We start from the raw sequence: 21870 nt of genomic DNA, 5'->3' as shown, positions 1-21870 counted from the left end.
GCCAGTTTCGCTAAGCTGACAGTATTATGACTCAGTCCACCGCTACCCAAACAAAATGGATCCGTAAATCTTTTATCGGGGAGACCAAACTTCCCCTTGTCTACGAGCCCTCTGAAGAAAAGGAATTAGTAGACCTTACAAAGTGGATCCAGAAAAACCAAAAAGAATGGAGAGAGGATTTAGAGACCCACGGGGCCATTCTCTTTCGTGGTTTTCCTGTTCATGAAGCAACTGACTTCCAATCCATCCTCTTTGCGACAGAGGAAAAAAAGTTGGGTGAGTTTTATTTAGGAACATCGCCCAGGGACCAGGTCGTCAAACATGTGTTTACTGCAAGTGAACTCCCACCCCACTACCCAATCATGCAACATGCCGAGATGAGTTTTCTCGACAACCCACCGAAACTATTATTTTTTTATGCAGAAAAAGCCTCAGAAACAGGTGGTGAAACTCCTCTCACCGATCTTAGAGATATTTATAAGGATATAAACCCAAAGATCAAAGAAAAAATAGAAAACCACGGAATTCGTTACAGAAGGCGCTATGATGGTCCATCCCAAAAAGCAAGGTTCTCTTTATGGAAAACAAAACGTTGGGACGAAATGTTTGGAACGACAAACCTAGAAGAAGTAAAAAAGATCTCAAAACAAAATCGATTTCAATTAGATTGGTTTGGAAAGGATTCCTTAACCATTACCAACGAACAATCGGGATTTCGAGTTCATCCAGAAGCAAAGACAATCGCTTGGCACAATCATTCCCAAACGTTTCATTACCAAGCAGCTGTGAGTGAAGTGTGGAAAATTTTTAAAAAACAAAAAACAATTCGTTCTCTTGGTGTAGCACTTTTACTCACTCTTCTAACAACCATCAAACGAATTGCCGGATCAGAGTCGCATGATGTACATGTTACCTATGGAAATGGAGAAGAAATTTCGGCAAATGAAATGAAATCCATCTCTGATGTTTTTTGGAAACATTTAGTCGCCATTCCTTGGCAAACAGGAGATGTCCTCATCATTGACAATTTATCTGTTTCTCATGGAAGGCTTCCCTTTACTGGTCCCCGCCGAATTCTCGTAGGATGGTCTGATTAAATGGATATCAATTCAGTTCGTCTCAATTTTAACAAAGACTCGGTGTATTTAATCAATGCACTGGTTGGATTTATTATGTTTGGTATTGCTCTAGAATTAAAACTCCAAGATTTCAAACATCTTTTGCGTTATCCCAAACCAGCGTTTGTTGGTCTTTTTAGCCAATATATATTGTTACCAGTGGCAACCCTTCTCATCATTTGGGTGGTGAACCCACACCCAGGTCTTGCTTTAGGAATGGTGCTTGTGGCAGCATGTCCTGGTGGAAATATGTCCAACTTTTTTACCCATTTGGCAAAAGGGAATTTAGCACTCTCAGTGAGTCTCACAACCTTTTCTTCTGCCTTTGCCTTTCTCTTAACTCCTATTGGATTTTTCTTTTGGGGGAATTTACTTCCTCTCACTCGTGAATATCTCAAATCCATTTCGGTAAGTCCTTATGAGATATTGGTTTCCATCACTGTCCTACTCGTTGTTCCACTGATACTCGGAATTCTCTTCCAAAAACTATTCCCTAAACTGACTCATACTGTGAAACGAGCAGTGCAAAGGATCTCCATTTTATTACTCGCTTTCTTTATTGTGGGAGCACTTGTTACCAATTGGAAATTCTTTAAAGAATACATCCACCTTCTCTTTGGTCTTGTTTTTATCATGAACTTGGCTGGGCTTTCTCTTGGGTATTATTTTGGGAAACTTTTCAGATTGCCACTTAGTGATAGAAAGACAATCGCCATTGAAACGGGAATTCAAAATTCAAGCCTCGGCCTTGCGATCGTTTTTAGTTTCTTTGATGGACTCGGTGGGATGGCAATGATTTGTGCTTGGTGGGGAATCTGGCACCTGTTAGCCGGTGCCGCAATTGCTACTTATTGGAATAAAACTGCCCCGAAGGGATTGGAATCTTAGTTTAAGATTCCAATCCGATTGATATAATCTCCAAAAGATTCTTTTGTATTTCTTTCTTTTGCAAACTTTCCAAAGAGTCCATCCAATTCGGATAGAATTGCCGCCTCATCTAAATCTTCTTTGTATTTACGATTGAGTCGGTATCCTTCGGCATCTGCACCTAAGTGTAAATTGTATTTTCCATACGAAGTTCCCACAAGACCAATCTCGGAAATATAAGGCCTTGCACATCCATTCGGACAACCTGTCATTCGGATGGACACTGGTTCCTCTGCCAATCCATGTTTTCCAAGGATGGGCTCAATTTTATCAATCAGGCTTGGTAGGTATCGTTGTCCTTCCGCTAGAGCCAAAGAACAAGTGTTTAATGCCACACAAGCAATGGAGTTTTTACGTATTGGTGAAATTTCACTTGTTTTTCTGTGTACACCGAACTTTACAAGAATGGATTCAATGAGGTCCTTATCTTTTGGAAAAATATCAGAAAGAATTAGGTTTTGGTTACAAGTAAATCGGAATGTGGCACGTCTTGTTTTAGAAACTTCCAAAAGTGCTGTTTTTAAATTATAACCATGTTCATCACAAACACGACCATTCTCTACAAAAACCGTATAATGCCAGTTACCTGCCACGTCTTGTTTCCAACCAAAATCATCAGATCTTTGAGTGAATTGATAATCTTTTGCTGGTTCAAAACTAATCCCCACACGTTTTTCCACTTCTCGTTTATAGAACTCAACACCTAAGCGGTCCAAAGTATATTTTAAACGAGAAAGTTTTCGATCTTCTCTATTTCCAAAATCCCTTTGAACGGTAACGATTTCATAAACAACTTTTAGGATATCTTTTTTAGGTATAAATCCAAATACAGTTCCCACTCTTGGGTATGTGTCTGGATTTCCATGAGTGGTTCCAAGCCCGCCACCCACTGCTACGTTAAAACCGATGAGTTGTCCATTTTCAATGATAGCGATGAGACCAATATCATTTGTGAAAAGATCCACATCGTTGTAAGGAGGGATTGCAATCGCAATTTTAAACTTACGAGGAAGGTATACATCTTTATATAAAGGATCTTCTGGTTCTTCTTTTTCTGCTAAAAGGTTTTCATCGAGCCAAATCTCGTAATAGGCTCTTGTTTTTGGTAATAAAGATCTGCTGATTTCGCCTGCATATCCGAAGACTTCTTTGTGTAAGGGGCTAGTAGCTGGATTTGATGTACAAGTTACGTTACGATTCACATCCCCACATGCCGCAATGGAATCCAAAAATACAGAATCAAATGCTTTGATGGTTGGTTTGATTTTTGATTTTAAAATTCCATGGAGTTGGACTGTTTGGCGAGTTGTGATTTTGATTGTGCCAGTAGAGTTTTCTCCTGCCACATTGTGTAAAGCTTCCCAATGCACTGGCCCAATCATCCCACCTGGAATTCGCAGCCGAATCATAAAGGAATAGAGACGTTCTAATTTTTTCGCCGCACGTTCTTCTCTACGATCCCTGTCATCTTGTTGGTACATTCCATGAAACTTAAGTAAGAGTTGGTCATCAGAACGTAAAGAGCCCGTATGTTCATCTTTCAAACTCAAAGAAAGAGTTCCTCTTAAACCCCGACTCAGACGTTTTACTTTTTCTGCTATTGTTTCTTTTTTTTGTTCTGTCATGGTTCCCTCAGTAAACGTCCTTAATGTAGCGACCAGCTTCTTCTAATTCTTTTAAATAATCGGAAGCATCTTTTCCTGTATCAAATGTTCTTTCTTTTAAAATTTCAATGAGTTTGCTGTCGACATCCTTACTCATTGGATCTTTTGAACCACAAAGATAAATCACTGCACCATTTTCAATCCACTTCAAAAGTTCTGATGCATTTTCACTCATTCGGTCCTGCACATAAACTTTTTGTTTTGTATCACGAGAGAAAGCAGTATTTAACTTATGTAATACGCCAGTGTCCATAAGTTCTAAAAGTTCTGTTTGGTAATAAAAATCGGAGACAAAATTTCTTTCTCCAAATATTAACCAATTTTTTCCGTTCCCCGAATTTTGTTCTCTTTCAAATAAAAAACTTCGAAAGGGAGCAATTCCTGTTCCAGGTCCTATCATAATGATATCTGTATCAGGACTTGGCAATCGGAAGGAATTATTTCTTTGGATAAAGAAAGGAACCACATCCCCTTCTTTTAATTCTGACAAATATCCAGAACAAAAACCAGTTTTGATTCCTGTAAAGGTTTCAATTTCAACTTCTGCTACCGTGAGGTGAACTTCATCTTCTCCATGAGCCGAAGGACTGGAAGCGATCGAATAGTATCTGGGAACAATCGGTTCCAAAATATCTACTAAAGATTGGAGTTCGAGTTTTTTTTCAGAAGGATTTAAGGTTAATAAAACATCCAAATCCAATTTACCAGAAGGGATTTCTTTTCCGATTAGTCCTGCATATTTTTGAATGACTCTGTCGGGCAAAAATCGAACTGAAACTTTTTTACGAAATAAATCGTATGCCATCCATGTTTCGCCTTTATACGTAACACGAGTTTCACGATCTGTTTTTAATAAAGATAGAATACGATTTACTTCATCATCACGATTGTAAGCAAGAAATCCTGCACTGTCTCCAGGAAGATAGTCAATTGGTACTGTGGTTTTAATTTCTATATGTCTTGTGGATTTAGTAGCACCAATATCATTTAGAACAATATTCGTAATTACAGAACCCTCATACACAATCTTTCCACCAGACGTTGGTTTTGCCACCTGGCTTTGTGATTGTTTTGGGCTTTGGGTCGTGGCAGTTTTGGAATGAGCATTCAGTTTTGCAATGAGTTCACTCATCCATGGTTTTGCTACCAAATCAAAATCCACATCACATTTACCTAATGGTTGGATGCGTTCTGCACCTAATTTTGCAAGCATTGAATCTACATCTTCGCCAGTTTGACAAAAAAGAGGATAACTTGTATCACCTAACCCAAGCACTGCGAACTTTACCTTAGATAAGGATTCTTTAGTATCTGTCAAAATTTGAATGAAAGGTTTTGCTGCTTGTGGTGGTTCCCCATCACCGTGAGTGGATACTACGACAAATAAATATTCTTCTTCTTTTAGGTCTTTGGCTTTATAAGTATCTGTGCTTTTTAATTTAGCAGAAACACCTAGTTCTTTTAATTTTTTAACAAGTTCTGTTCCTAATTTCTTAGAGTTCCCTGTTTCTGTACCGTAAACCACGCTGCATTGGATCGGCTGAGCTTTTAAATTTCCGTGTAAAGGGTCTCCACCTGAATCAATGCTCACGGGAGGGGTGAGAGAAACATCGACGCTCCCGCCAATGCTTGCCTGCGTCAGGGCAGACAAATACCCAGACATCCACACCCATTCGTCTTTTGTGGATTCCTTCAGTAACTGTAAAAATCGATTGCGTTTCTCATCGGATAGCATAAAAACCTATTTTTGATTTGGATTCCAGTAAAACATCCAAAAAGTCTGATAAATTGAATCTTTCCCCAGAGATACACCCCAAGTAAACCAAAAAAATGGAGATTTTGTAGAAATAATTAGCCAATCACTTGACTATTTCTAGCAATATCGCAAGATATAACAGATATGTCCTCCAATAAGACAGAACAGGGATTTGTTAGTTTTGTGAGCGGTGGCCCGGGCCCCGTTGATCTTTTGACCCTCCGTGGCCGTCGCCGCATCGAATCCGCCGATGTCATCCTCTACGATGCACTCCTCGATCCCGAATTCTTAGACTTATTTCCTGAAGAAGCCCAAATCCTTTATGTAGGAAAAAGGGCGAGTGAACATGCTCGCACCCAAACGGAAATCAATTCGCTACTAGTGGAATTTGCTAGCGCAGGAAAACAAGTGGTTCGCCTGAAAGGGGGTGATGCTTCCATTTTTGGTAGACTCGCAGAAGAAATTCAAAGTTTAGAAGAAGCAGAGATACCATTTGAAGTGATCCCTGGAGTCAGTTCTGTGACAACGGGTGTGGCTGAATTAGGTGTGTCACTTACCGTAAGAGGTGTCTCAAGGCAGATCATCATTTTGGATGGTCACACCATTTTAGAAGATGAACGCAGTTGGATGGGAATGGAGAATTTCCTCGGAACCATTGCCATTCTCATGGGAAGTAAAAAGACAAAGGAACTGGCAGAACGATTGATCCAAAAAGGAATCGCAGGTAAGACCCCGATTGTTCTTGCCGAAAATGTAGGAAGAGGAAATCCAATCTATAATATATCGACTCTCGCAGAAACTGCGTTAGATGGAATTCCAAAAAAATCCAATGGTCCAGGAATTCTTTATGTAGGTGAAGCCATACGACCTTTACTCAATCGAAAAGAAAAATTAAATTCCCATACACTTCTGAGTTTGTTTGCAGAATGAAATTTAAAAAATACCCTATTTTTTTAAATTTAGAAAACAAAAACATCCTAATTGTTGGAGGTGGTAATGCTTGTCTTGAAAAACTATATGGCCTTGAGCATACAGGTGCCAAAATTCAAGTTATCTCCATTGAGTTGAGTGATGAAGTAAGATCCTTTTTAAGAAAATACCCCGAAATCAAAACAGAAGAACGACCAGTTAAAGAAGAAGACTTAAACCATAGTGATATTATTTTTTTAGGAACAAGTGATCCAGAAACTAACCAAAAGTTTAGAGCCCTAGCCAAAGAAAAAGGCACCTGGGTAAACTCTGTCGACGATCCCAAAAATTGTGATTTTTATTCTTCTTCAACTGTATCTGTTGGCCCTATCCAATTTGCAATTTCTACCGATGGAAAATTTGCAGGAATATCTTCTACGCTGCGAAAACTTTTTGAAGAAGTTCTTCCAGAAGAGGATCATGAACTAATGGAAACTCTTTTTGAAATGAGAAGGAAACTAAAGGAAATCCTTCCTGACCATCAGGAAAGAAGACTTGCCTTAAAAGAAATCATTCAAAATTTAAACTCGAAATACTTTCACAAATCTTAGTTGGACTCGGGATAAATCTGAATCGTAGTAAGAGGATGTTCGTTAGACCAAACAGAATGTAAGGGAATATTTACAATCATCTTTTCACTGCTATCAAGTCTTGCTGTCCACTCGCCCGGAGTTCTTGGTTCTGAAAACTTTACTTTTTTAATTGGGAAAGGAAACTGAATTTCGATCTGTATAAATTCAACCAGTGTATTGAAACGAAGTAAATCATCTCGGAGTTTAGCTTCGTTCAAAATAGAATTAATTTCATCTCGATTGATTTCTAGTGCAGACAAAAGAGGAGAAGTTTTACTCGTATCAACAACAAGTTGGATTTCATGGATTTGTTCTTCCGTAAACTCAATCAATCGAAATCCCGGTGGAAGGATATGTGTATAATCTTTAAAACGATAAGCCCTTTCTTTGATACTAATCTCAAGTTCTCCTGTTGCCACAAGCCCAGTTCCGAAAGGCAATCCAGAAGTTTTTTTTGTGATTTTTTTCTGATACAAAACCAAGTCACCCGAACGATCGGGTTTGATCTTTATTTTGATATTCCCACCGGCGCAGGCACAAAACAATAGGCAGAATAATAAGGTTGGTGGTATCAGTTTCATATCACCAATGGAAACACTGGCACTCAGTTTACAGAACTAAAAAATGATCTATCCAAAACAGTTTCACGGAAAAGCAAAAGATATTTCGCTAGAATCCCACTATTATAACCGTTTTTCCAAAGAAATTCGATTAAATTGTAATATTTATTATTCCATTACCCTCATCACTCCAGATATTCCAATGCGGGAAATCGACTTCCTTGTGGTCTCTCCTTACGGAGTGATTACGGTCGAACTCAAAAATGGAAAGTGGAGACAAAAAAAAGGTGAATGGGAATTTTATAACGTAAGAGAGAGAGATTGGAAACCGGTTGAAGGGAAGTCATACTCAAATCCAATTGAACAAGTCCAAACCCAAAGGGATCTAATCCGCGAATTTTTTAAAAACCACAACCAACTTACCGATTTATTTCCAGTAGATTATTATGATAGTGCCATATTCTTTTTAAAAAACGAAAGAAAAGAATTTCATTTACCAAACGATATGCACCTGTATGTGTTTGGTGGAAAAGAAGTAGAGGATGACATTGATTTAAATTCTATTTTAGAATCCATCCTCTTTCGATACAACAGAGAACCTCTACCGGAATCGGTTTTAGTGAAAGCTCATGAAATTATTAAAAAAAACCTAAACTTCTTTCAAACCTTCCGATCTCAAAAAGAAAAAGAAGAGGAAAATTTATTATTTTTTACTAAGGAACAGTTTCAACTTGTTGAAGGGATCAACAATTATTCTCATAATATAGTTTTTGGTAGCACTGGTTCAGGAAAATCAATTCTTGCTGGTGAATTGGCATTACAAAACGCACGGGCAGGGAAAAAAGTTTTATTATGGCAAGGTGCAAAAGCACTCTACGAAATTTGGAAAGATGAGTTAGCCAATATTCCAGAACAAAACAATATTGAACTTATAACAAATATTAACGAAATCAATCACAACAATATTGATCTTTTGATTGCGGATGGAATTGAAGATATTTTAGATCAGAAACCAGAAACAGAAGTTTTATTATTTTTATCAAAATATTTTTGGGAACATAAAAATTGGATCCTTTTTATATCCCGTCAATTTAAGTATATGACTTCGCCAATGTTAGATTACTGGAATTCCCTTCCTGTTCATATATGGGATATCAAACGAAACATCAGGAATTCACCAGAAATTGTCAACTTTGCCAATGCCTTACTCAATGATTTTTCTGAATCTCCAATTCAAAACCATCTTTCAGATATCCAATTTATAAAAAATGACGAGGATCTCTCTGACCAAATTAGATGGTGCTTTGGATATGCAAAAAAAGTTTTAGAAGTAGAAAACGATGAAATCGTAGTCATCTACAAATCAGAAGAATACATTAAAGAGACCGGATTAAAACAATTCCTAAATGAAAATGGTATGCGTCATTATTCTGCAAAGGAATTTGTTGGAATGGAAGAAACCTGTGGGATTTTCATCGGTTTTGAAAATTGGAACCAAACAGAAACAAGAACAACTCTAGCAGAAACCATTTTGAAAATCAGAAGTTTAGTTTGTGTATTTTATCCACCTAACGAAGAAGAAGTGATACAATCCATTTTAAAAAAAGGTGACTCTGGCCCATAAGCCGGATTCTGTTCTATGCGATCATTTATCTGATGCTCTCTACCCACAACCTGGCGGGACATGCTCGTAGCGGTTGATTACTTGAGATTGCACATCGGAGGGTTTACCCGCCTCTATTTTCACAAATAGAGCGGTGGGCTCTTACCCCACCGTTTCACCCTTACCTACCAAAGATAGGCGGTTTACTTTCTGTTGCACTTTCCGTCCCTTGGATTCCATTTCTAGAACCCAAAAGCCCAAGTGTTACTCGGTCCGATTGTCCCCTAGTGTCCGGACTTTCCTCCCCTTTCCTTCCGGCAGGAAGGAAAAAGGCGATCGCTCGGCCAGAGTCAGTTTCATTGGAAACTCAGGTTCGATATCGTCTATGAGTATTTATTCCAATTGGCACAAATTATGCACATTAGAGTTTGAAGGGAGTCAGTGAGGCACCAATTGTATGATCAAATACCAAATTGCTATACTATTCATCATTTCTTTTGGTTTGCATGCAAATCCCCTCCTCGATGAATCTCCAGAAGACATCCTCCGCAGTGCGAGGCTTTCTCGCATCCCATCTCTCATCCTGAGTCTGGAAGAAAGAGCGATTGTCAAAATGGAAAGTAACGACCTACTTTCTGCCAGAGAAGACCTAAAAAAAGCCATTCAACTCAAACATGCGATTGGAATGAAAGAGTCAGAAGGAAACGCAAGCCTACTCTTGCAGATATCCAAGTTGGAATCCCGTTTAGGGAATCGATGTGAGGCCAACCAATACTCTCATTTAGCGAAACGAATTGCCCTCCGTATCGGCGTAAACCTTGGAGCAGTTGCTTTTGACCGAGCCGTTATACCCGAGAACAGAAAACCTGATGGTTGTGTCGAAGTATCCTGGTTAAAAGAGTAAGTGACTTACCAAAGAAAGCAAGTATCCAAAGATACCGACTTTCTTTAGTAACACAATTTCGATAGTTACCAACTTTCTAAGGAAAATCCATAACCTAAAAAAAATCAAATCGATCCACTTTACCTTTACCTATTCTTTTTGGAATTTTAAAGAAGCGGAGTTTACACAATATCGCAAACCAGTTGGCTTTGGCCCATCGGGGAAAACATGCCCAAGATGCGCGCCACAGTTTTGACAATGGATCTCGGTTCGCACCATCCCATGGCTTTGGTCTGACTCGGTTGCCACTGCTTCCTTGCGAACTGGTTCATAGTAACTAGGCCAGCCACTACCAGAATCATATTTTGCATTCGAAGAAAACAACGCTTCACCACAACAAACACAAAGATAAGTACCTTGTTCTTTATGTTCATAGTATTCACCAGTAAACGGGCGTTCGGTGCCTTTTTCTCTAGTGACTTGGTATTGTAAGGGAGTGAGTTTTTCTTTCCAATTTTCTTCGTTCTTCATAAACCAATCCTTATTAATTGAGACTAAGTTTCAATATCATATTTTATTTTTTTAGAGACTGACAATCTTGTGACAGTTGGAACTTTGTATTTGATAGAATAAAATTATGTGGTCGAACCTGATTCTATTACATTCAAATGATCCAGTAGGCAACCCTTTAGACGATGATGGTTTAGAGGTTTGGCAAACATGCCAAAGAAATATTGCATTCGGCGATCGTCGTCTATTTCCCATTGCTGAATCCGAACGTTTTTACAAAGGTTACGAAGTTTTTCATGGATTTGAAGCTTACCGATTTTTACTCGAAGTGGTTTCCGGCTTACGATCGAAATTATTCGGAGAATCAGAAATCCAAGCACAGTTTCGCGATCGTTTTCGGGAAGAAAAAGTAACTGAGTCTACATTTGCACTTTCTCTCTTACGGTTACGAGACCAAATTTTAGAACACACAAAACAAATTCGTTCCAAATACCTTACGGGACTTGGAAGACAAACTTATGGAAGTGTAGCTGAGTCATATATACAAAAACACAAATCCGTTACCTTACTTGGGACTGGAAAACTTGCGACATCCATTCTTCCTTATCTCATTTCAAAAGACAAAGAAGTGAGACTCATTGGTCGAGACCAAACAAAATTAAACGAGTTACAAAAAGAATTTCCAATCACTACTCATCACTGGGAAGATTACCAGCCGGGAGAAGAAGCTATTGTCATCGCTTCAAGTTTTTTACCGTTTAACTGGGATTTCATGATAGAAAGTTCCTCTTTCATTTTAGATTTTAGAGAGACAGCAATCAAAAACCATAATTATAAAAACTACATTCCTCTATCACAAATTTTAAGTGATCTCCAAGAAACGGACGAACAAATCCAATCAGTTAAAATGGATTTACAGTTTTTTCTAACGGAACTCACAAGGGAACGGGAGGAAGAACAAATACATATTATGAATGGATGGGAAGATTTACTTGTCTGATATCATCAAAATAGGAGGAAGGTCCTCCCTTCTTTCTCGAATTCAAATTTTTTCCGTAACCAAAGCACTCCGACAAAAAAACAAAACAAAAGAATTCCAAACTGTTTTTAGAGAATCTGCAGGCGATAAAGATCTCAAAACTCCTCTTTGGCAATTTGCCGGACAGGGAATTTTCACAAAAGACCTCCAAGAAGATTTACTAAATCATAAAATTGATATCGTCATTCACTCTTGGAAGGATATGGATTTAAGAGAACGTAAAGACACTCTTTTAGTGCCCATCTTACCAAGAGAAGACGTTCGGGATGTTTTGTTATTCAAAAGAAACAAATGGATCTCAGCACCAACAGAAATCACAATCCTTACTTCTTCGCCGCGGAGAGAACATCACATCCGTGATTTTGTAAAATCTTACTTCCCAACTCCGATTAATACTTTCCAAGTCAAAATCGAATCTGTCAGAGGAAATATCCAAACAAGACTTCGAAAATACATGGAACATGAAAATGGAGGGATCCTCGTTGCGAAAGCTGCTTTAGATAGAATCCTTAGTTTCAATGATGAAGATAACCAAATTCCTGAACTTAGCGATGTAAAACAACTAGTTAGAGAAACAATCAACCTCTCACTATTTATGGTGATGCCATCTTCTATTTTCCCTAGTGCGCCTGCTCAAGGTGCGCTTTGTGCAGAAATTAGAAAAGAAGATAAACATTTGGAAGCGATCCTAAGAGAAATTTCAAATGCCGACGCCGAATTAACTGCAAACGAAGAAAGAAAAATTTTATCACAGTATGGTGGTGGATGCCATCAAAAAATTGGAGTTTCTGTTTTAACGAGAGATTACGGAAAAATTACTTTTGTTAGAGGAGAAACTGAAGATGGTAAAACATTACTCACAAAAGAATTGTCAGGTAGCCCTGATCTAAGTTATCACCGACATGAAGTTTGGCCTCCGAATGCAAAGATGGCTGCAAGACAAAGGGAACGCTTAACATATTCCATTCCGAAAGATGTAGATGTGTTTGTATCTCGAGGTTATGCATTCCCACTCGACTTGTCAGTCAACCCAACAAATCAAATCCTTTGGTCTGCTGGTCTTTCAACCTGGAAAGACTTAGCTCTTAGGGGATTTTGGGTAAATGGGACCTGTGATGGATTAGGTGAAAGTGAACCACCAAACATTGATTTTCTTTTGGGTAGAAGTCCAAAATTTGTAAAACTGACTCATGTTGACTCGGACAAACATAATAGCATTTATCCGGTTGTCCCTACCTACTTTGTTTCAGCACCAGAAATTCCTGTTCCTTTTGATATTTCCAAAATCAAAGCAGCTTACTGGCGGAGTGGTTCGGAATTTGATATTATAACAAAAAGATTTCCCGAATTATTAAATGTCATTCATTTTGTAGGTCCAGGATCAACGTTTAAAAAAATCAAACAGACAATAGGTGAAACCGCAGCATCGACTAGAGTTTTTGTATCTTTATCATTTGATTCTTGGGTAGAAAGGTATATAAAGCCATGAAAAAACAAACACTTCGTTTACGTTCCAGCCAATACTTAAGAAACTTAGGTGAAACAGGTTCATTAAATGTAAACAAAATGATCCAACCTCTTTTCCTTGCGGAAGGTCTATCCGAAAAGGAACCGATCAAAGGATTACCAGGTGTTTATCGTGATACGAACCAAACCATCTTAACACAAATTGAATCCGATTTAAAAGCAGGAGTATCTCAATTTTTATTATTTATGGTGCCAAAAGATAAATCGGACACCAGTTTTCCAAAAGACTTTTATCATTCCAATATCAGTCTCATTAAAAAAACTTTTCCAAATATGTTTCTCTGGTTGGACACTTGTATCTGTTCTGTGACAACCACAGGACATTGTTGCCACTTCCACAAATCAGGAACTATCGATCTCGATTTAACATTAAAACGCTTATCCGATCTTGCATTGATTTATGCTGATGCAGGAGCAGATGGAATTGCACCGAGTGATATGATGGACGGTCGAGTGGGATCACATAGAAAAATATTGGATGCTAATGGACATACGATGGTGCCGATCATGAGTTACTCTACAAAATTCAAAAGTAACTTTTACGGACCATTCCGTGGTGCTGCAGATTCTTCTCCACAATTTGGAGATCGAAGCGGATACCAACTGGATGTTCGTGATCGTGATACGGCGATCCATACTTCCATTCGCGATAAAGAAGAAGGTGCGGATTTACTTATGGTGAAACCTGGAATGACCGCCATTGATCTCATTGGACCAATCAAAGAAAAAACAGGCCTTCCTACAGGTGCTTATCAAGTCAGTGGCGAATATGCAAGTTTAGTATATTTAGCCAATGAAGGATTTTTAAATTTTGAAGATGGATTAAAAGAAACTTGGGATGTCTTTAGAAGAGCCGGGTCTTCATATTTAATTACATATGGTGCAAGAATTGCACAAAGGTTGTATTCATGAATTCAGAAGAACTATTTCTTCGTTCCAAAAATGTTGTTCCCGGTGGTGTACATAGCCCTGTTCGTTCCTTTGCCTCAGTTGGAGGCACTCCTATTTTTTTCAGTGAAGCAAATGGCACCTATTTAAAGTCAGTCGAAGGAAAACAATACATAGACTATTGTTTGAGTTTTGGTCCACTACTCTTCGGACATAGACATCCAGAAATCCAAGAAGTGGTGGAAGATACAGTAAAAAAAGCTTGGTCATTTGGTGCCTGCGAACCTTATTCCTTAGAACTAGCTGAGTTCATGACAAGCCGTATCCCTTGGGCAGAAAAAATTCGTTTCGTCAACTCAGGAACGGAAGCGGTGATGAGTGCACTCCGAGTGGCAAGGGCAGCCACCGGTAGAAGTAAAATATTAAAATTTGACGGATGTTATCATGGCCACCTCGACCAATTACTTGTAAAGGCAGGTTCCGGTCTTGCCGGCCTAAGTTCCAGTGATAGCAAAGGAATCGGTCCTGAAATCATTCAAAACACCCTTGTACTACCGTTAGATGATGAAAATGCATTAGAAAAACTCTTTCAAGAACAGGGAAAAGAAATTGCATGTCTCGCGATTGAACCTATTCCAGCTAACTATGGACTTCTTCCTCAAAGAACAGAATTCTTAAAAAAATGTAGAGAACTTACAAGCAAATATGGCACATTACTTTTGTTTGACGAAGTGATCTCAGGGTTTCGAGTTTCATTTCAAGGTATGGCCGGTCTAACAGGAATTGTTCCTGACTTAGTTTGTTACGGTAAAATCATCGGCGGAGGTTTTCCTGTTGGTGCGTATGCAGGTAAAAAAGATCTCATGGACTTAGTCGCACCCAGCGGTCCGGTTTACCAAGCAGGAACCTTATCGGCAAATCCTATTGGTATGCGAGCTGGTCTCAAAACTTTAACAAAAGCTTGGAATGAAAATCCTTACCCTGAATTAGAATCAAAAACAAAAAAACTCACTTCTGGTATTTTGAAATTATTAGAAGAGTCAGGGGAAAAAGACTGGGAAGCAGTTACATTTGGAAGCCTATTCTGGTTAAAAGGAAAAACAAAAGATCCTGTTAGAACCATATCCAACATCCCTAACGACCATAAAACAAAGTTCGCAGTTTTTTTTCATAAACTTCTAAATGCTGGTGTATATCTTGCGCCAAGTGGATATGAAGTAGGATTTTTATCTACAGTTCACAGTGACGAAGTAATAGAAGAAACATTAAACAAAACCAAACAGGCACTACAGGAAAAAAAATGATAACTACTTCATTCAGAAATGAAAAATTTGGAAATGCTTTAAACTTAATTCCTCAAACTGTCCCACCGATATGGTTTATGCGCCAGGCAGGTAGATACCACTCACATTACCGCAAACTCAAAGAAACTTATAGTTTTATGGATTTATGCAAACAACCTGAACTCGCTGCAGAGGTAGCACTTGGACCGGTAAAAGAATTTGGTTTTGATGTCAGTATTCTTTTTTCTGATCTTCTTTTCCCTCTAGAAGCACTCGGCATGGGTTTAACGTATGACCCAGGCCCTAAACTTTCATTTTCTCTCACATCGGAAAATGATTTAAAACGTTTAAAATCTCCAGAAGAAGCAATCGAAGGATTAAGATTTCAAAAAGAAGCAGTCATTCGAACAAGAGAAGTTTTACCAAAAGACGTTTCTCTTATTGGATTTGTTGGTGGACCCTTCACTCTAATGACATATGCAAGTATAGGCAAACACGATGGAAACCTATCCTTTATCAAAACAAACCAAAACTTTGTAGATAAATTTTATGCTACACTTCTTCCTCTCTTAAAAAAAAATATCGAATTACAATTGCAAGGTGGAGCCGAAGTTGTAATGATTTTCGATACCGCCGCAGGAATGTTAGATCCTTATAACTTTAATCGTTACGTTACAGAACCTATTTCTGAGTTTGCAAAAATGTTTCCAAAACAAATTGGTTATTATGCAAAAAGCTCTACAGAAGAACAAGTAAGACAAATTCATGAAATCAATAACTTAGCAGGTTTTGGTGTGGACCATCGTTTTTCGATCCAACAGACTTTAAAAACTTTTGGAGGGAAAGGATTTATCCAAGGGAACTTCGACCAAGAACTTCTTTTTGCCGATCCAACCACTCTCAAACAAAAAATTAGAGAGTATCTTCTACCCATCAAAGATCTAGATCCAGAAGAAAGAAAAGGATGGGTGGCAGGCCTTGGCCATGGGGTTTTACAATTTACACCCGAAACTTCTGTCCATCTCCTCATTGACGAAACAAGAAAGGTATTTAGCAAATGAAACACCTACTCGAAAAATATGATACACCTGCACCAAGATACACGAGTTATCCGACAGTTCCTTATTGGACGGATTCTCCGACTCTAGATGAATGCATCCAATCATTGGATACATATTTATCTCCCAAAGATTCAAAATTAGCAATTTACCTCCACATTCCGTTTTGCGAAACATTATGCACTTTTTGTGGATGTAATACTTCAATCACAAAAAATCATACGGTTGAAGAACCCTATGTCACTGCATTAAAAAACGAATTACAACTTTATACTGATAGAGTTTCAAGTTTAAACGGAAAGAACCTAAGCGAACTTCATTTAGGTGGAGGAAGTCCAACCTATCTTTCCGATTACAACTTAAAATCTACAATCGAATTTATATTAACTAAATTAAATCCAGCAGAAGATCCACAATATTCCATTGAAGTAGATCCAAGAAGAACAAGGATTTCCCAACTCAAACTTCTGCAACAGTTGGGATTCCGAAGAATTAGTTTGGGTGTTCAGGATTTTGATCCAGAAGTCCAAAGATTAGTTAACAGAATTCAACCCTTTGAACTCACAGAGAACATCACCCTAGAAGCTAGAGCCCTTGGATTTGATTCTATCAACTTTGACCTAATTTATGGTTTACCAAAACAAACGCTGAGTTCCATGCAATATTCAATAGAAAAAACATTGGAACTAAAACCCGACAGAATCGCTTTTTATTCCTATGCACATGTTCCTTGGATAAAAGCCTCACAAAGATTATTCACAGAAAAAGATCTTCCTGAACCTACATTAAAACGCGATCTATATGAAATGGGAAGATCGTTATTAGAAAAAGAAGGTTACAGAGAAATCGGAATGGACCACTTTGCTTTGCCTCACGATAAATTATGGAAAGCATTCAACACAAACAAACTCCATAGAAATTTTATGGGTTATAGCGATTCAAAAACAGATGTTATGTTAGGATTAGGTTCATCTTCAATTTCTGAAACTCCAAATCTTTTTTTCCAAAACCAGAAATTAGAAATGAAGTATCGTAAATCAATTTTAGATGGAATCATCCCCATCCTTCGTGGACATAAATTAACCCAGTCGGATCAAACCAGGAAACAGTTAATTTTAGATTTAATGACCTCATGGCAAGTGAAAGTTCCGAACGAAATGAAATCCCACGTGTTCCACTTTTTACAAGAAATGGAATCAGACCATTTAGTCCATTGGCAAGGAGAAACACTTACAGTTACCGAGCAGGGCAAACCATTTTTACGAATTGTTGCTATGGCTTTTGATGAAAAATTGCAACTGAGCCAACCGACAAAACCTGTGTTCTCAAAAGCAATATGAATGAAAAAATTCACATCATAGGTGGAGGAATTACAGGACTATTTCTTGCTTACCATCATACAAAACGTGGCGACTCAGTAACCTTATATGAACAGTCAGAAAAGTTAGGCGGAGTGATCGGAACAAAAACTGTTGAAGAAGGTTTAGTTGAACTTGCTGCCAATGGAGTTTTACTCACGGATCAAATTAAACTCATGTTAGATGAAATTGGTCTCACTCCGCTTTTCCCTAACAAAGCTGCGAAAAGAAGATACTTCTGGGTAGGAGGAAAACTTTCTCGGTTACCTATTTCAATTTTAGCTGGTCTTAAACTACTTTATGCCATCGGATTCAAAAAGATAAAGTTTAACCAAACACAAAACTTCGAATCATGGGCCAGTCAAATGTTCGGAATTTCAGTGACAAAGAACATCATTGAACCAGCTATTGGTGGAGTTTATGGAACAAGACTGGATGCACTGCAGGCAGAATCAATTTTTTCCCATTGGGATGGTTCGGGAAAGAATACAATCTTACAGGAAATCAAAAAGAAAAAAGGAAAATCTCACGGAACTGTATCCTTTCCCCAAGGGATGGGAGATCTTGTTTCTCATTTGGTCCGATACTTAGAACCTAAAATCGAAATCAAAACCTATTACCAAATGCAGACTTTGGATGAAATTTTAAAATGGAAAGGTAAAATTCGATTTTGTATTTCATTAAAAAGTTTAATCTCCGTATTAGGAGATCGAATCCAAAAGAACGAGCGCCCAAACTTACTTTCCATTACAACCATTACTAGGTTTGGAACTTCTCACCTAACAAAGAAATCTTGTTTTGGGGTTTTATTTGCAAAAAACGAAGGAATCCGTGCACTCGGTGTTTTATCAAATTCTGATATTTTTCCGGGTCGAGCCAAAGATGGACTCCACTCAGAAACATGGATATATCCAGAATCGGCAAAACAATCGGAAAATGAAACTTGGGAATCCATTCTCGAAAAAGACCGAGAACATATAACAAATAAAGCAGATTCACCAAAAGCAGTTTATGTTACTTCATGGAACGGTGTATTTCCCGCCTATGATAGAAAACTATATGAATTTAACCGATTTATGGATCTTTTGGAAACCGATTGGATTTCGAAATCAATCGACATTCGTTTTTTCGGAAACTATAGAAAAGGGATAGGACTTAGATCACTATTTGAATCGACAATTAGCGAGTGACTCTCCTCCCATTTTTTTACATAAACATTCATTGACCGAACCATCGGCTAACAATACTTTTTCTGCAAGGTATTCCATAAACGGACGGTATGTACCAAATGCCGGAATACGAATAAAAGATTTTGCACCTGTTTCCAAAGCTAGATCTTTAAACTGTTCTCCAATCTCTTCCAAGGTTTCTAAGTGATCACTGACAAAACTAATTGGAAACACAGCGATAAATTTTCCATCTTTGGCAAGAGACTCAATCAAACTTAAAGAACTTGGGGTGGTCCATTCTGCAGGTCCTACTTTACTTTGAAAAGAAATATGTGATCTTCCTTTGAATCCATAGGATTTTAATGCTTCTGTGATCCCTTGAACAGAAGATTCAATTTCTTGCATATATTGATCTCCTTTCCGAATCAATCGCATCGGAACACCATGTGCCGAAAAAACCAAATCTAAATTCGTCCAATCGGTAGTTAATTTGTCTTTTGGAAAATGCAGGAATTCCGTCTCATTTAAAGTGCCAGAAAAAAAATCAAAAATAAACCTAGCGGATATTTGATGGTATTTAGAATCGCGAGCAAACGTTGGAACATATCCCCCAGTTCCAACAGGACATTCATGAAACTTTTTTTCTAAATGACTTAACGTAGAAAGTACGGTGGAACGGGAATACTGAGGATATAACGGAAGATAGATGGTATTTGGGTTTGGTCTTTCAAATTCAGGATCTCTAATATGAGGATACCCACATGTCATTGCCACTTTGACAGTCCAATCGATTGTTGTTTTTTCGTTTAAGATATTTTCCAAAACCTTGGCTTGTTTTTCTGTTTCCGAAACCAAAGGAGAACCACCGCCAAATCCCATGGATTCATATGTTCTTTTCACTTTAGGAGTTCTTTTTTTGGCAATAAAACGTGCCAGTGGCAATCGCAAAAATTCAGGCAAAGGTAAATCGAAAACAAATGGATCAGTGAATAAATCCGTCAAAAAAACTTCAATTTCATCAGATGTCCGTGGGCCACCCAAATTCACAAGAATGAGTGTTTTCTTTAGTTTATGATTCATAGGTAATGTAGTCACAATGCGGGTAACGCGAGCAGAAATAAATGGTTTTTCCTTTTTTACCAAGTTTGGATTTTACCACTCCTTGTTTGCAGACCGGACAAGGTTTTGCATTCGTATGTTCTTTGGGGATGGAAATTCTCGTTTTAGAGGCTTTTATCTTCGCTGAACGATTTGGGTTGGGTTTTGCGTAAGAACCAGGAAGAGTTTCTTCTTTATTTTTGGGATATATTCTTTCCGTACTCGTATATTTTTTTCTCGGTGTACGCAACAATCCAACCAAACTATCGTAAAAATTTTGGATCAGATTGATACGTGATGATTTATCTTCTGTAATTTGGTCTAACTTGTTTTCCAAGTCTTTGGTGAATGATTCTCCAATCATCTCTTGAAAATTAAGAAAAAGATAATCATCCACTATCATTCCAAGGGATGTTGGTCCAATGGACTTATGATATTCTACGATGTATTTTCTTGTTCTTAAGGTTTCAATGATACTGCCATATGTGGATGGCCTCCCCACTCCTGTATCCTCCATCTTTTGTACAAGTTTGCCTTGTGTGTACCGAACGGGAGGTTCCGTTTGTTTTTCTTCGATAGAGTGGGACTCATAAAAAAACCGCTCTCCTATCTTCCATTCAAACTTCTTCGAGTTTTTTTTCTGATCCCTTTTTCCAAAAGCCTTAAATCCAGAATCTGTAATGAACTCATTTTTATAGATAAAAACATGATTGTTTTTATGGAATTCATATATAGTTTCTTCACCTAATTCTGGATTCATGAGTGAAACCAGAAATCGTTCCCAAATCAAAGTATAAAGTTTCACTTCATCACTCGATAAATACGATCGAATGGAATCTGGGTCATAACTCGGACGAATTGGGACCACTGCTTCATGAGCGTCTTGTGAATATTTTTTTTGTTTTTTTAAAGTTGGTGTTCCTGAAAAAACAAGTCCAGGGTATTCTTTTTTTAAATAATCTTCGCCTAATTTTCGTTTTTCATCAGAAACTCTCGTACTATCCGTACGCATATACGTAATCAAGCCAATCCTTTCTCCAGAACCAATTCGTTTTCCTTCAAACAAGGTTTGGGCTAATTTCATTGTTTTTTTGGAATCAAATCCTAAAACACGAAAACTCATTTCAAGTAAACTTGCTGTAGAAAATGCCGGTGGTGGATTTCTTTTGATATTTTTCTTTTTGATTTGGGTTAAGGTAATATCTTTTAACTGAGAGGGTTCCGGAAGAATTTCCAAATCATTAAGAATTTTTTGTACGGAATCAAAATTTAACTTATCTTTAGTTTGGTGGTCTAAAACCACTGATTCATCGGATAAAGTACCTTGGAGTTTTAATTGAAAATAAACCTCTTTAGAGAAGTTTTGAATTTCTTTTTCTCTTTCGCAGATCCAATGTAAGACGGTAGATTGTACGCGGCCGGCGGATAAAGAGGAAATTTTTAATTGTTTCCATAAATCGGGAGATACCTCGAATCCAAAAATACGATCGACAATTCTTCTTGCAATTTGTGATTCAATTTCTGCCAAATCCAGGCCAAGTTTAAATTGGATCTGGCGTTCCACTTCCGTTTTAGAAATTTCTTTTAATCGAAGGCGAAACATTGGTTTTTTGAGTTTCGCCAATTCATCATAACAATGTTTTGCGATGATTTCCCCTTCTCGATCGGGGTCACTGGCAATATAAATGATAGATGCTAGTTTCGCCTGTGTTTTGATTGCGGAAAAAATTGTTTTTTTTCCTTTTAACCACTCGTATTCCGGTTCAAACGAATTTTGAAAATCAATCCCATAGGATTTGGCAGGTAGGTCTTTGATATGACCTTTGGTTGCAACAACAACCCAATCCTTGTCTAAATAGGATGCGATTGTTGTTGCTTTTGTCGGCGA

At 37.9% G+C, this 21870-nt stretch carries 18 protein-coding genes, 1 other RNA gene and 1 pseudogene; 13 read left to right on the top strand and 7 right to left on the bottom strand.

The genetic code is table 11. The features are described from left to right. Positions 1-26: 26 nt before the first annotated feature. Positions 27-1097, top strand: coding sequence for a TauD/TfdA family dioxygenase (locus EHR01_RS01425; protein WP_135692847.1), 1071 nt, complete (start codon positions 27-29; stop codon positions 1095-1097). Continuing rightward, positions 1098-2006, top strand: coding sequence for a bile acid:sodium symporter family protein (locus tag EHR01_RS01420; RefSeq protein ID WP_135692846.1), 909 nt, complete (start codon positions 1098-1100; stop codon positions 2004-2006). Here EHR01_RS01420 and EHR01_RS01415 read toward each other — a convergent pair. Both EHR01_RS01415 and EHR01_RS01410 read right to left on the bottom strand, forming a co-directional pair. Then, complete coding sequence (locus tag EHR01_RS01415) at positions 2003-3670, bottom strand: NADPH-dependent assimilatory sulfite reductase hemoprotein subunit (protein ID WP_135692845.1); 1668 nt, start codon at positions 3668-3670, stop codon at positions 2003-2005. The two genes, EHR01_RS01420 and EHR01_RS01415, sit on opposite strands and share 4 nt — an antisense overlap. Positions 3671-3677: 7 nt before the next feature. Then, entirely contained in the window at positions 3678-5444 is a 1767-nt protein-coding gene (locus EHR01_RS01410) for a diflavin oxidoreductase (RefSeq protein ID WP_135692844.1), read from the bottom strand. Between the two features lie 165 nt (positions 5445-5609). Between EHR01_RS01410 and cobA the strand changes: the two genes are divergently transcribed. Together cobA and EHR01_RS01400 are read left to right on the top strand one after the other, a co-directional pair. Then, positions 5610-6395, top strand: coding sequence for a uroporphyrinogen-III C-methyltransferase (gene cobA, locus EHR01_RS01405; protein WP_135692843.1), 786 nt, complete (start codon positions 5610-5612; stop codon positions 6393-6395). Next, positions 6392-6985, top strand: coding sequence for a precorrin-2 dehydrogenase/sirohydrochlorin ferrochelatase family protein (locus tag EHR01_RS01400; protein WP_135692842.1), 594 nt, complete (start codon positions 6392-6394; stop codon positions 6983-6985). The genes cobA and EHR01_RS01400 overlap by 4 nt, the downstream gene beginning before the upstream one ends. Here the strand turns inward: EHR01_RS01400 and EHR01_RS01395 are convergent. Beyond that, positions 6982-7587, bottom strand: coding sequence for an LBF_1134 family protein (locus EHR01_RS01395; protein WP_208721721.1), 606 nt, complete (start codon positions 7585-7587; stop codon positions 6982-6984). The two genes, EHR01_RS01400 and EHR01_RS01395, sit on opposite strands and share 4 nt — an antisense overlap. 43 nt (positions 7588-7630) lie before the next feature. On the opposite strand from EHR01_RS01395, the pseudogene EHR01_RS19425 reads away from it, so the two are divergent. Continuing rightward, positions 7631-7972: pseudogene (locus tag EHR01_RS19425) on the top strand (nuclease-related domain-containing protein); the annotation flags it as partial. A gap of 1199 nt (positions 7973-9171) precedes the next feature. Here the strand turns inward: EHR01_RS19425 and rnpB are convergent. Next, an RNA gene (gene rnpB, locus EHR01_RS01385) (RNase P RNA component class A) lies at positions 9172-9521 on the bottom strand. Positions 9522-9626: 105 nt separating this feature from the next. On the opposite strand from rnpB, the gene EHR01_RS01380 reads away from it, so the two are divergent. Continuing rightward, a complete protein-coding gene (locus tag EHR01_RS01380; RefSeq protein ID WP_135692841.1) occupies positions 9627-10073 on the top strand; it encodes an LEPBI_I1174 family sigma 54-regulated protein in 447 nt (148 codons plus the stop codon). A 129-nt stretch (positions 10074-10202) separates the two neighbouring features. Here EHR01_RS01380 and msrB read toward each other — a convergent pair whose 3' ends face one another. After that, on the bottom strand, positions 10203-10583 hold the full coding sequence (gene msrB, locus EHR01_RS01375) for a peptide-methionine (R)-S-oxide reductase MsrB (protein WP_135692840.1): 381 nt from the start codon (positions 10581-10583) through the stop codon (positions 10203-10205). 106 nt (positions 10584-10689) lie between these two features. Here msrB and EHR01_RS01370 point away from each other — a divergent pair, with 106 nt between their 5' ends. From EHR01_RS01370 to EHR01_RS01340, 7 genes are read left to right on the top strand one after another with little or no spacing between them, the layout of a single operon-like run. Beyond that, on the top strand, positions 10690-11562 hold the full coding sequence (locus EHR01_RS01370) for a Rossmann-fold NAD(P)-binding domain-containing protein (RefSeq protein WP_135692838.1): 873 nt from the start codon (positions 10690-10692) through the stop codon (positions 11560-11562). After that, on the top strand, positions 11537-13090 hold the full coding sequence (gene hemC / locus EHR01_RS01365) for a hydroxymethylbilane synthase (protein ID WP_244309941.1): 1554 nt from the start codon (positions 11537-11539) through the stop codon (positions 13088-13090). Before EHR01_RS01370 ends, hemC begins: the two co-directional genes overlap by 26 nt. After that, positions 13087-14040, top strand: a complete 954-nt coding sequence (hemB, locus tag EHR01_RS01360; protein ID WP_135692834.1) for a porphobilinogen synthase — start codon at positions 13087-13089, stop codon at positions 14038-14040. The genes hemC and hemB overlap by 4 nt, the downstream gene beginning before the upstream one ends. Beyond that, positions 14037-15320, top strand: a complete 1284-nt coding sequence (gene hemL / locus EHR01_RS01355; RefSeq protein WP_135692832.1) for a glutamate-1-semialdehyde 2,1-aminomutase — start codon at positions 14037-14039, stop codon at positions 15318-15320. The genes hemB and hemL overlap by 4 nt, the downstream gene beginning before the upstream one ends. Beyond that, positions 15317-16360 (top strand): uroporphyrinogen decarboxylase family protein, encoded by a 1044-nt coding sequence (locus EHR01_RS01350; RefSeq protein ID WP_135692830.1) that lies wholly within the window; start codon positions 15317-15319, stop codon positions 16358-16360. Before hemL ends, EHR01_RS01350 begins: the two co-directional genes overlap by 4 nt. After that, a complete protein-coding gene (gene hemN / locus EHR01_RS01345; RefSeq protein ID WP_135692828.1) occupies positions 16357-17697 on the top strand; it encodes an oxygen-independent coproporphyrinogen III oxidase in 1341 nt (446 codons plus the stop codon). Before EHR01_RS01350 ends, hemN begins: the two co-directional genes overlap by 4 nt. After that, entirely contained in the window at positions 17694-18905 is a 1212-nt protein-coding gene (locus EHR01_RS01340) for an FAD-dependent oxidoreductase (RefSeq protein WP_135692826.1), read from the top strand. Before hemN ends, EHR01_RS01340 begins: the two co-directional genes overlap by 4 nt. Here the strand turns inward: EHR01_RS01340 and hemH are convergent. Both hemH and topA read right to left on the bottom strand, forming a co-directional pair. Further along, positions 18879-19964: a ferrochelatase gene (gene hemH / locus EHR01_RS01335; protein WP_135692824.1), complete on the bottom strand. Its 1086-nt coding sequence runs from the start codon at positions 19962-19964 to the stop codon at positions 18879-18881. The genes EHR01_RS01340 and hemH overlap by 27 nt on opposite strands. Next, entirely contained in the window at positions 19954-21849 is a 1896-nt protein-coding gene (gene topA, locus EHR01_RS01330) for a type I DNA topoisomerase (protein WP_244309990.1), read from the bottom strand. Before topA ends, hemH begins: the two co-directional genes overlap by 11 nt. Positions 21850-21870 lie beyond the last annotated feature (21 nt).

Origin of the sequence: Leptospira mtsangambouensis, assembly GCF_004770475.1 — a bacterium.
Lineage (GTDB): Bacteria > Spirochaetota > Leptospiria > Leptospirales > Leptospiraceae > Leptospira_A > Leptospira_A mtsangambouensis.
Note: the sequence above shows the minus strand (reverse complement) of the source record. Positions and strands in the feature narration are given on the sequence as shown.

Bases quoted from the DNA above. Each gene is read 5' to 3' on its own strand.
- EHR01_RS01425 (WP_135692847.1), top strand. From the start codon at position 27: ATGACTCAGTCCACCGCTACCCAAACAAAATGGATCCGTAAATCTTTT.
- EHR01_RS01420 (WP_135692846.1), top strand. From the start codon at position 1,098: ATGGATATCAATTCAGTTCGTCTCAATTTTAACAAAGACTCGGTGTAT.
- EHR01_RS01415 (WP_135692845.1), bottom strand. From the start codon at position 3,670: ATGACAGAACAAAAAAAAGAAACAATAGCAGAAAAAGTAAAACGTCTG.
- EHR01_RS01410 (WP_135692844.1), bottom strand. From the start codon at position 5,444: ATGCTATCCGATGAGAAACGCAATCGATTTTTACAGTTACTGAAGGAA.
- cobA (WP_135692843.1), top strand. From the start codon at position 5,610: ATGTCCTCCAATAAGACAGAACAGGGATTTGTTAGTTTTGTGAGCGGT.
- EHR01_RS01400 (WP_135692842.1), top strand. From the start codon at position 6,392: ATGAAATTTAAAAAATACCCTATTTTTTTAAATTTAGAAAACAAAAAC.
- EHR01_RS01395 (WP_208721721.1), bottom strand. From the start codon at position 7,587: ATGAAACTGATACCACCAACCTTATTATTCTGCCTATTGTTTTGTGCC.
- EHR01_RS01380 (WP_135692841.1), top strand. From the start codon at position 9,627: ATGATCAAATACCAAATTGCTATACTATTCATCATTTCTTTTGGTTTG.
- msrB (WP_135692840.1), bottom strand. From the start codon at position 10,583: ATGAAGAACGAAGAAAATTGGAAAGAAAAACTCACTCCCTTACAATAC.
- EHR01_RS01370 (WP_135692838.1), top strand. From the start codon at position 10,690: ATGTGGTCGAACCTGATTCTATTACATTCAAATGATCCAGTAGGCAAC.
- hemC (WP_244309941.1), top strand. From the start codon at position 11,537: ATGGATGGGAAGATTTACTTGTCTGATATCATCAAAATAGGAGGAAGG.
- hemB (WP_135692834.1), top strand. From the start codon at position 13,087: ATGAAAAAACAAACACTTCGTTTACGTTCCAGCCAATACTTAAGAAAC.
- hemL (WP_135692832.1), top strand. From the start codon at position 14,037: ATGAATTCAGAAGAACTATTTCTTCGTTCCAAAAATGTTGTTCCCGGT.
- EHR01_RS01350 (WP_135692830.1), top strand. From the start codon at position 15,317: ATGATAACTACTTCATTCAGAAATGAAAAATTTGGAAATGCTTTAAAC.
- hemN (WP_135692828.1), top strand. From the start codon at position 16,357: ATGAAACACCTACTCGAAAAATATGATACACCTGCACCAAGATACACG.
- EHR01_RS01340 (WP_135692826.1), top strand. From the start codon at position 17,694: ATGAATGAAAAAATTCACATCATAGGTGGAGGAATTACAGGACTATTT.
- hemH (WP_135692824.1), bottom strand. From the start codon at position 19,964: ATGAATCATAAACTAAAGAAAACACTCATTCTTGTGAATTTGGGTGGC.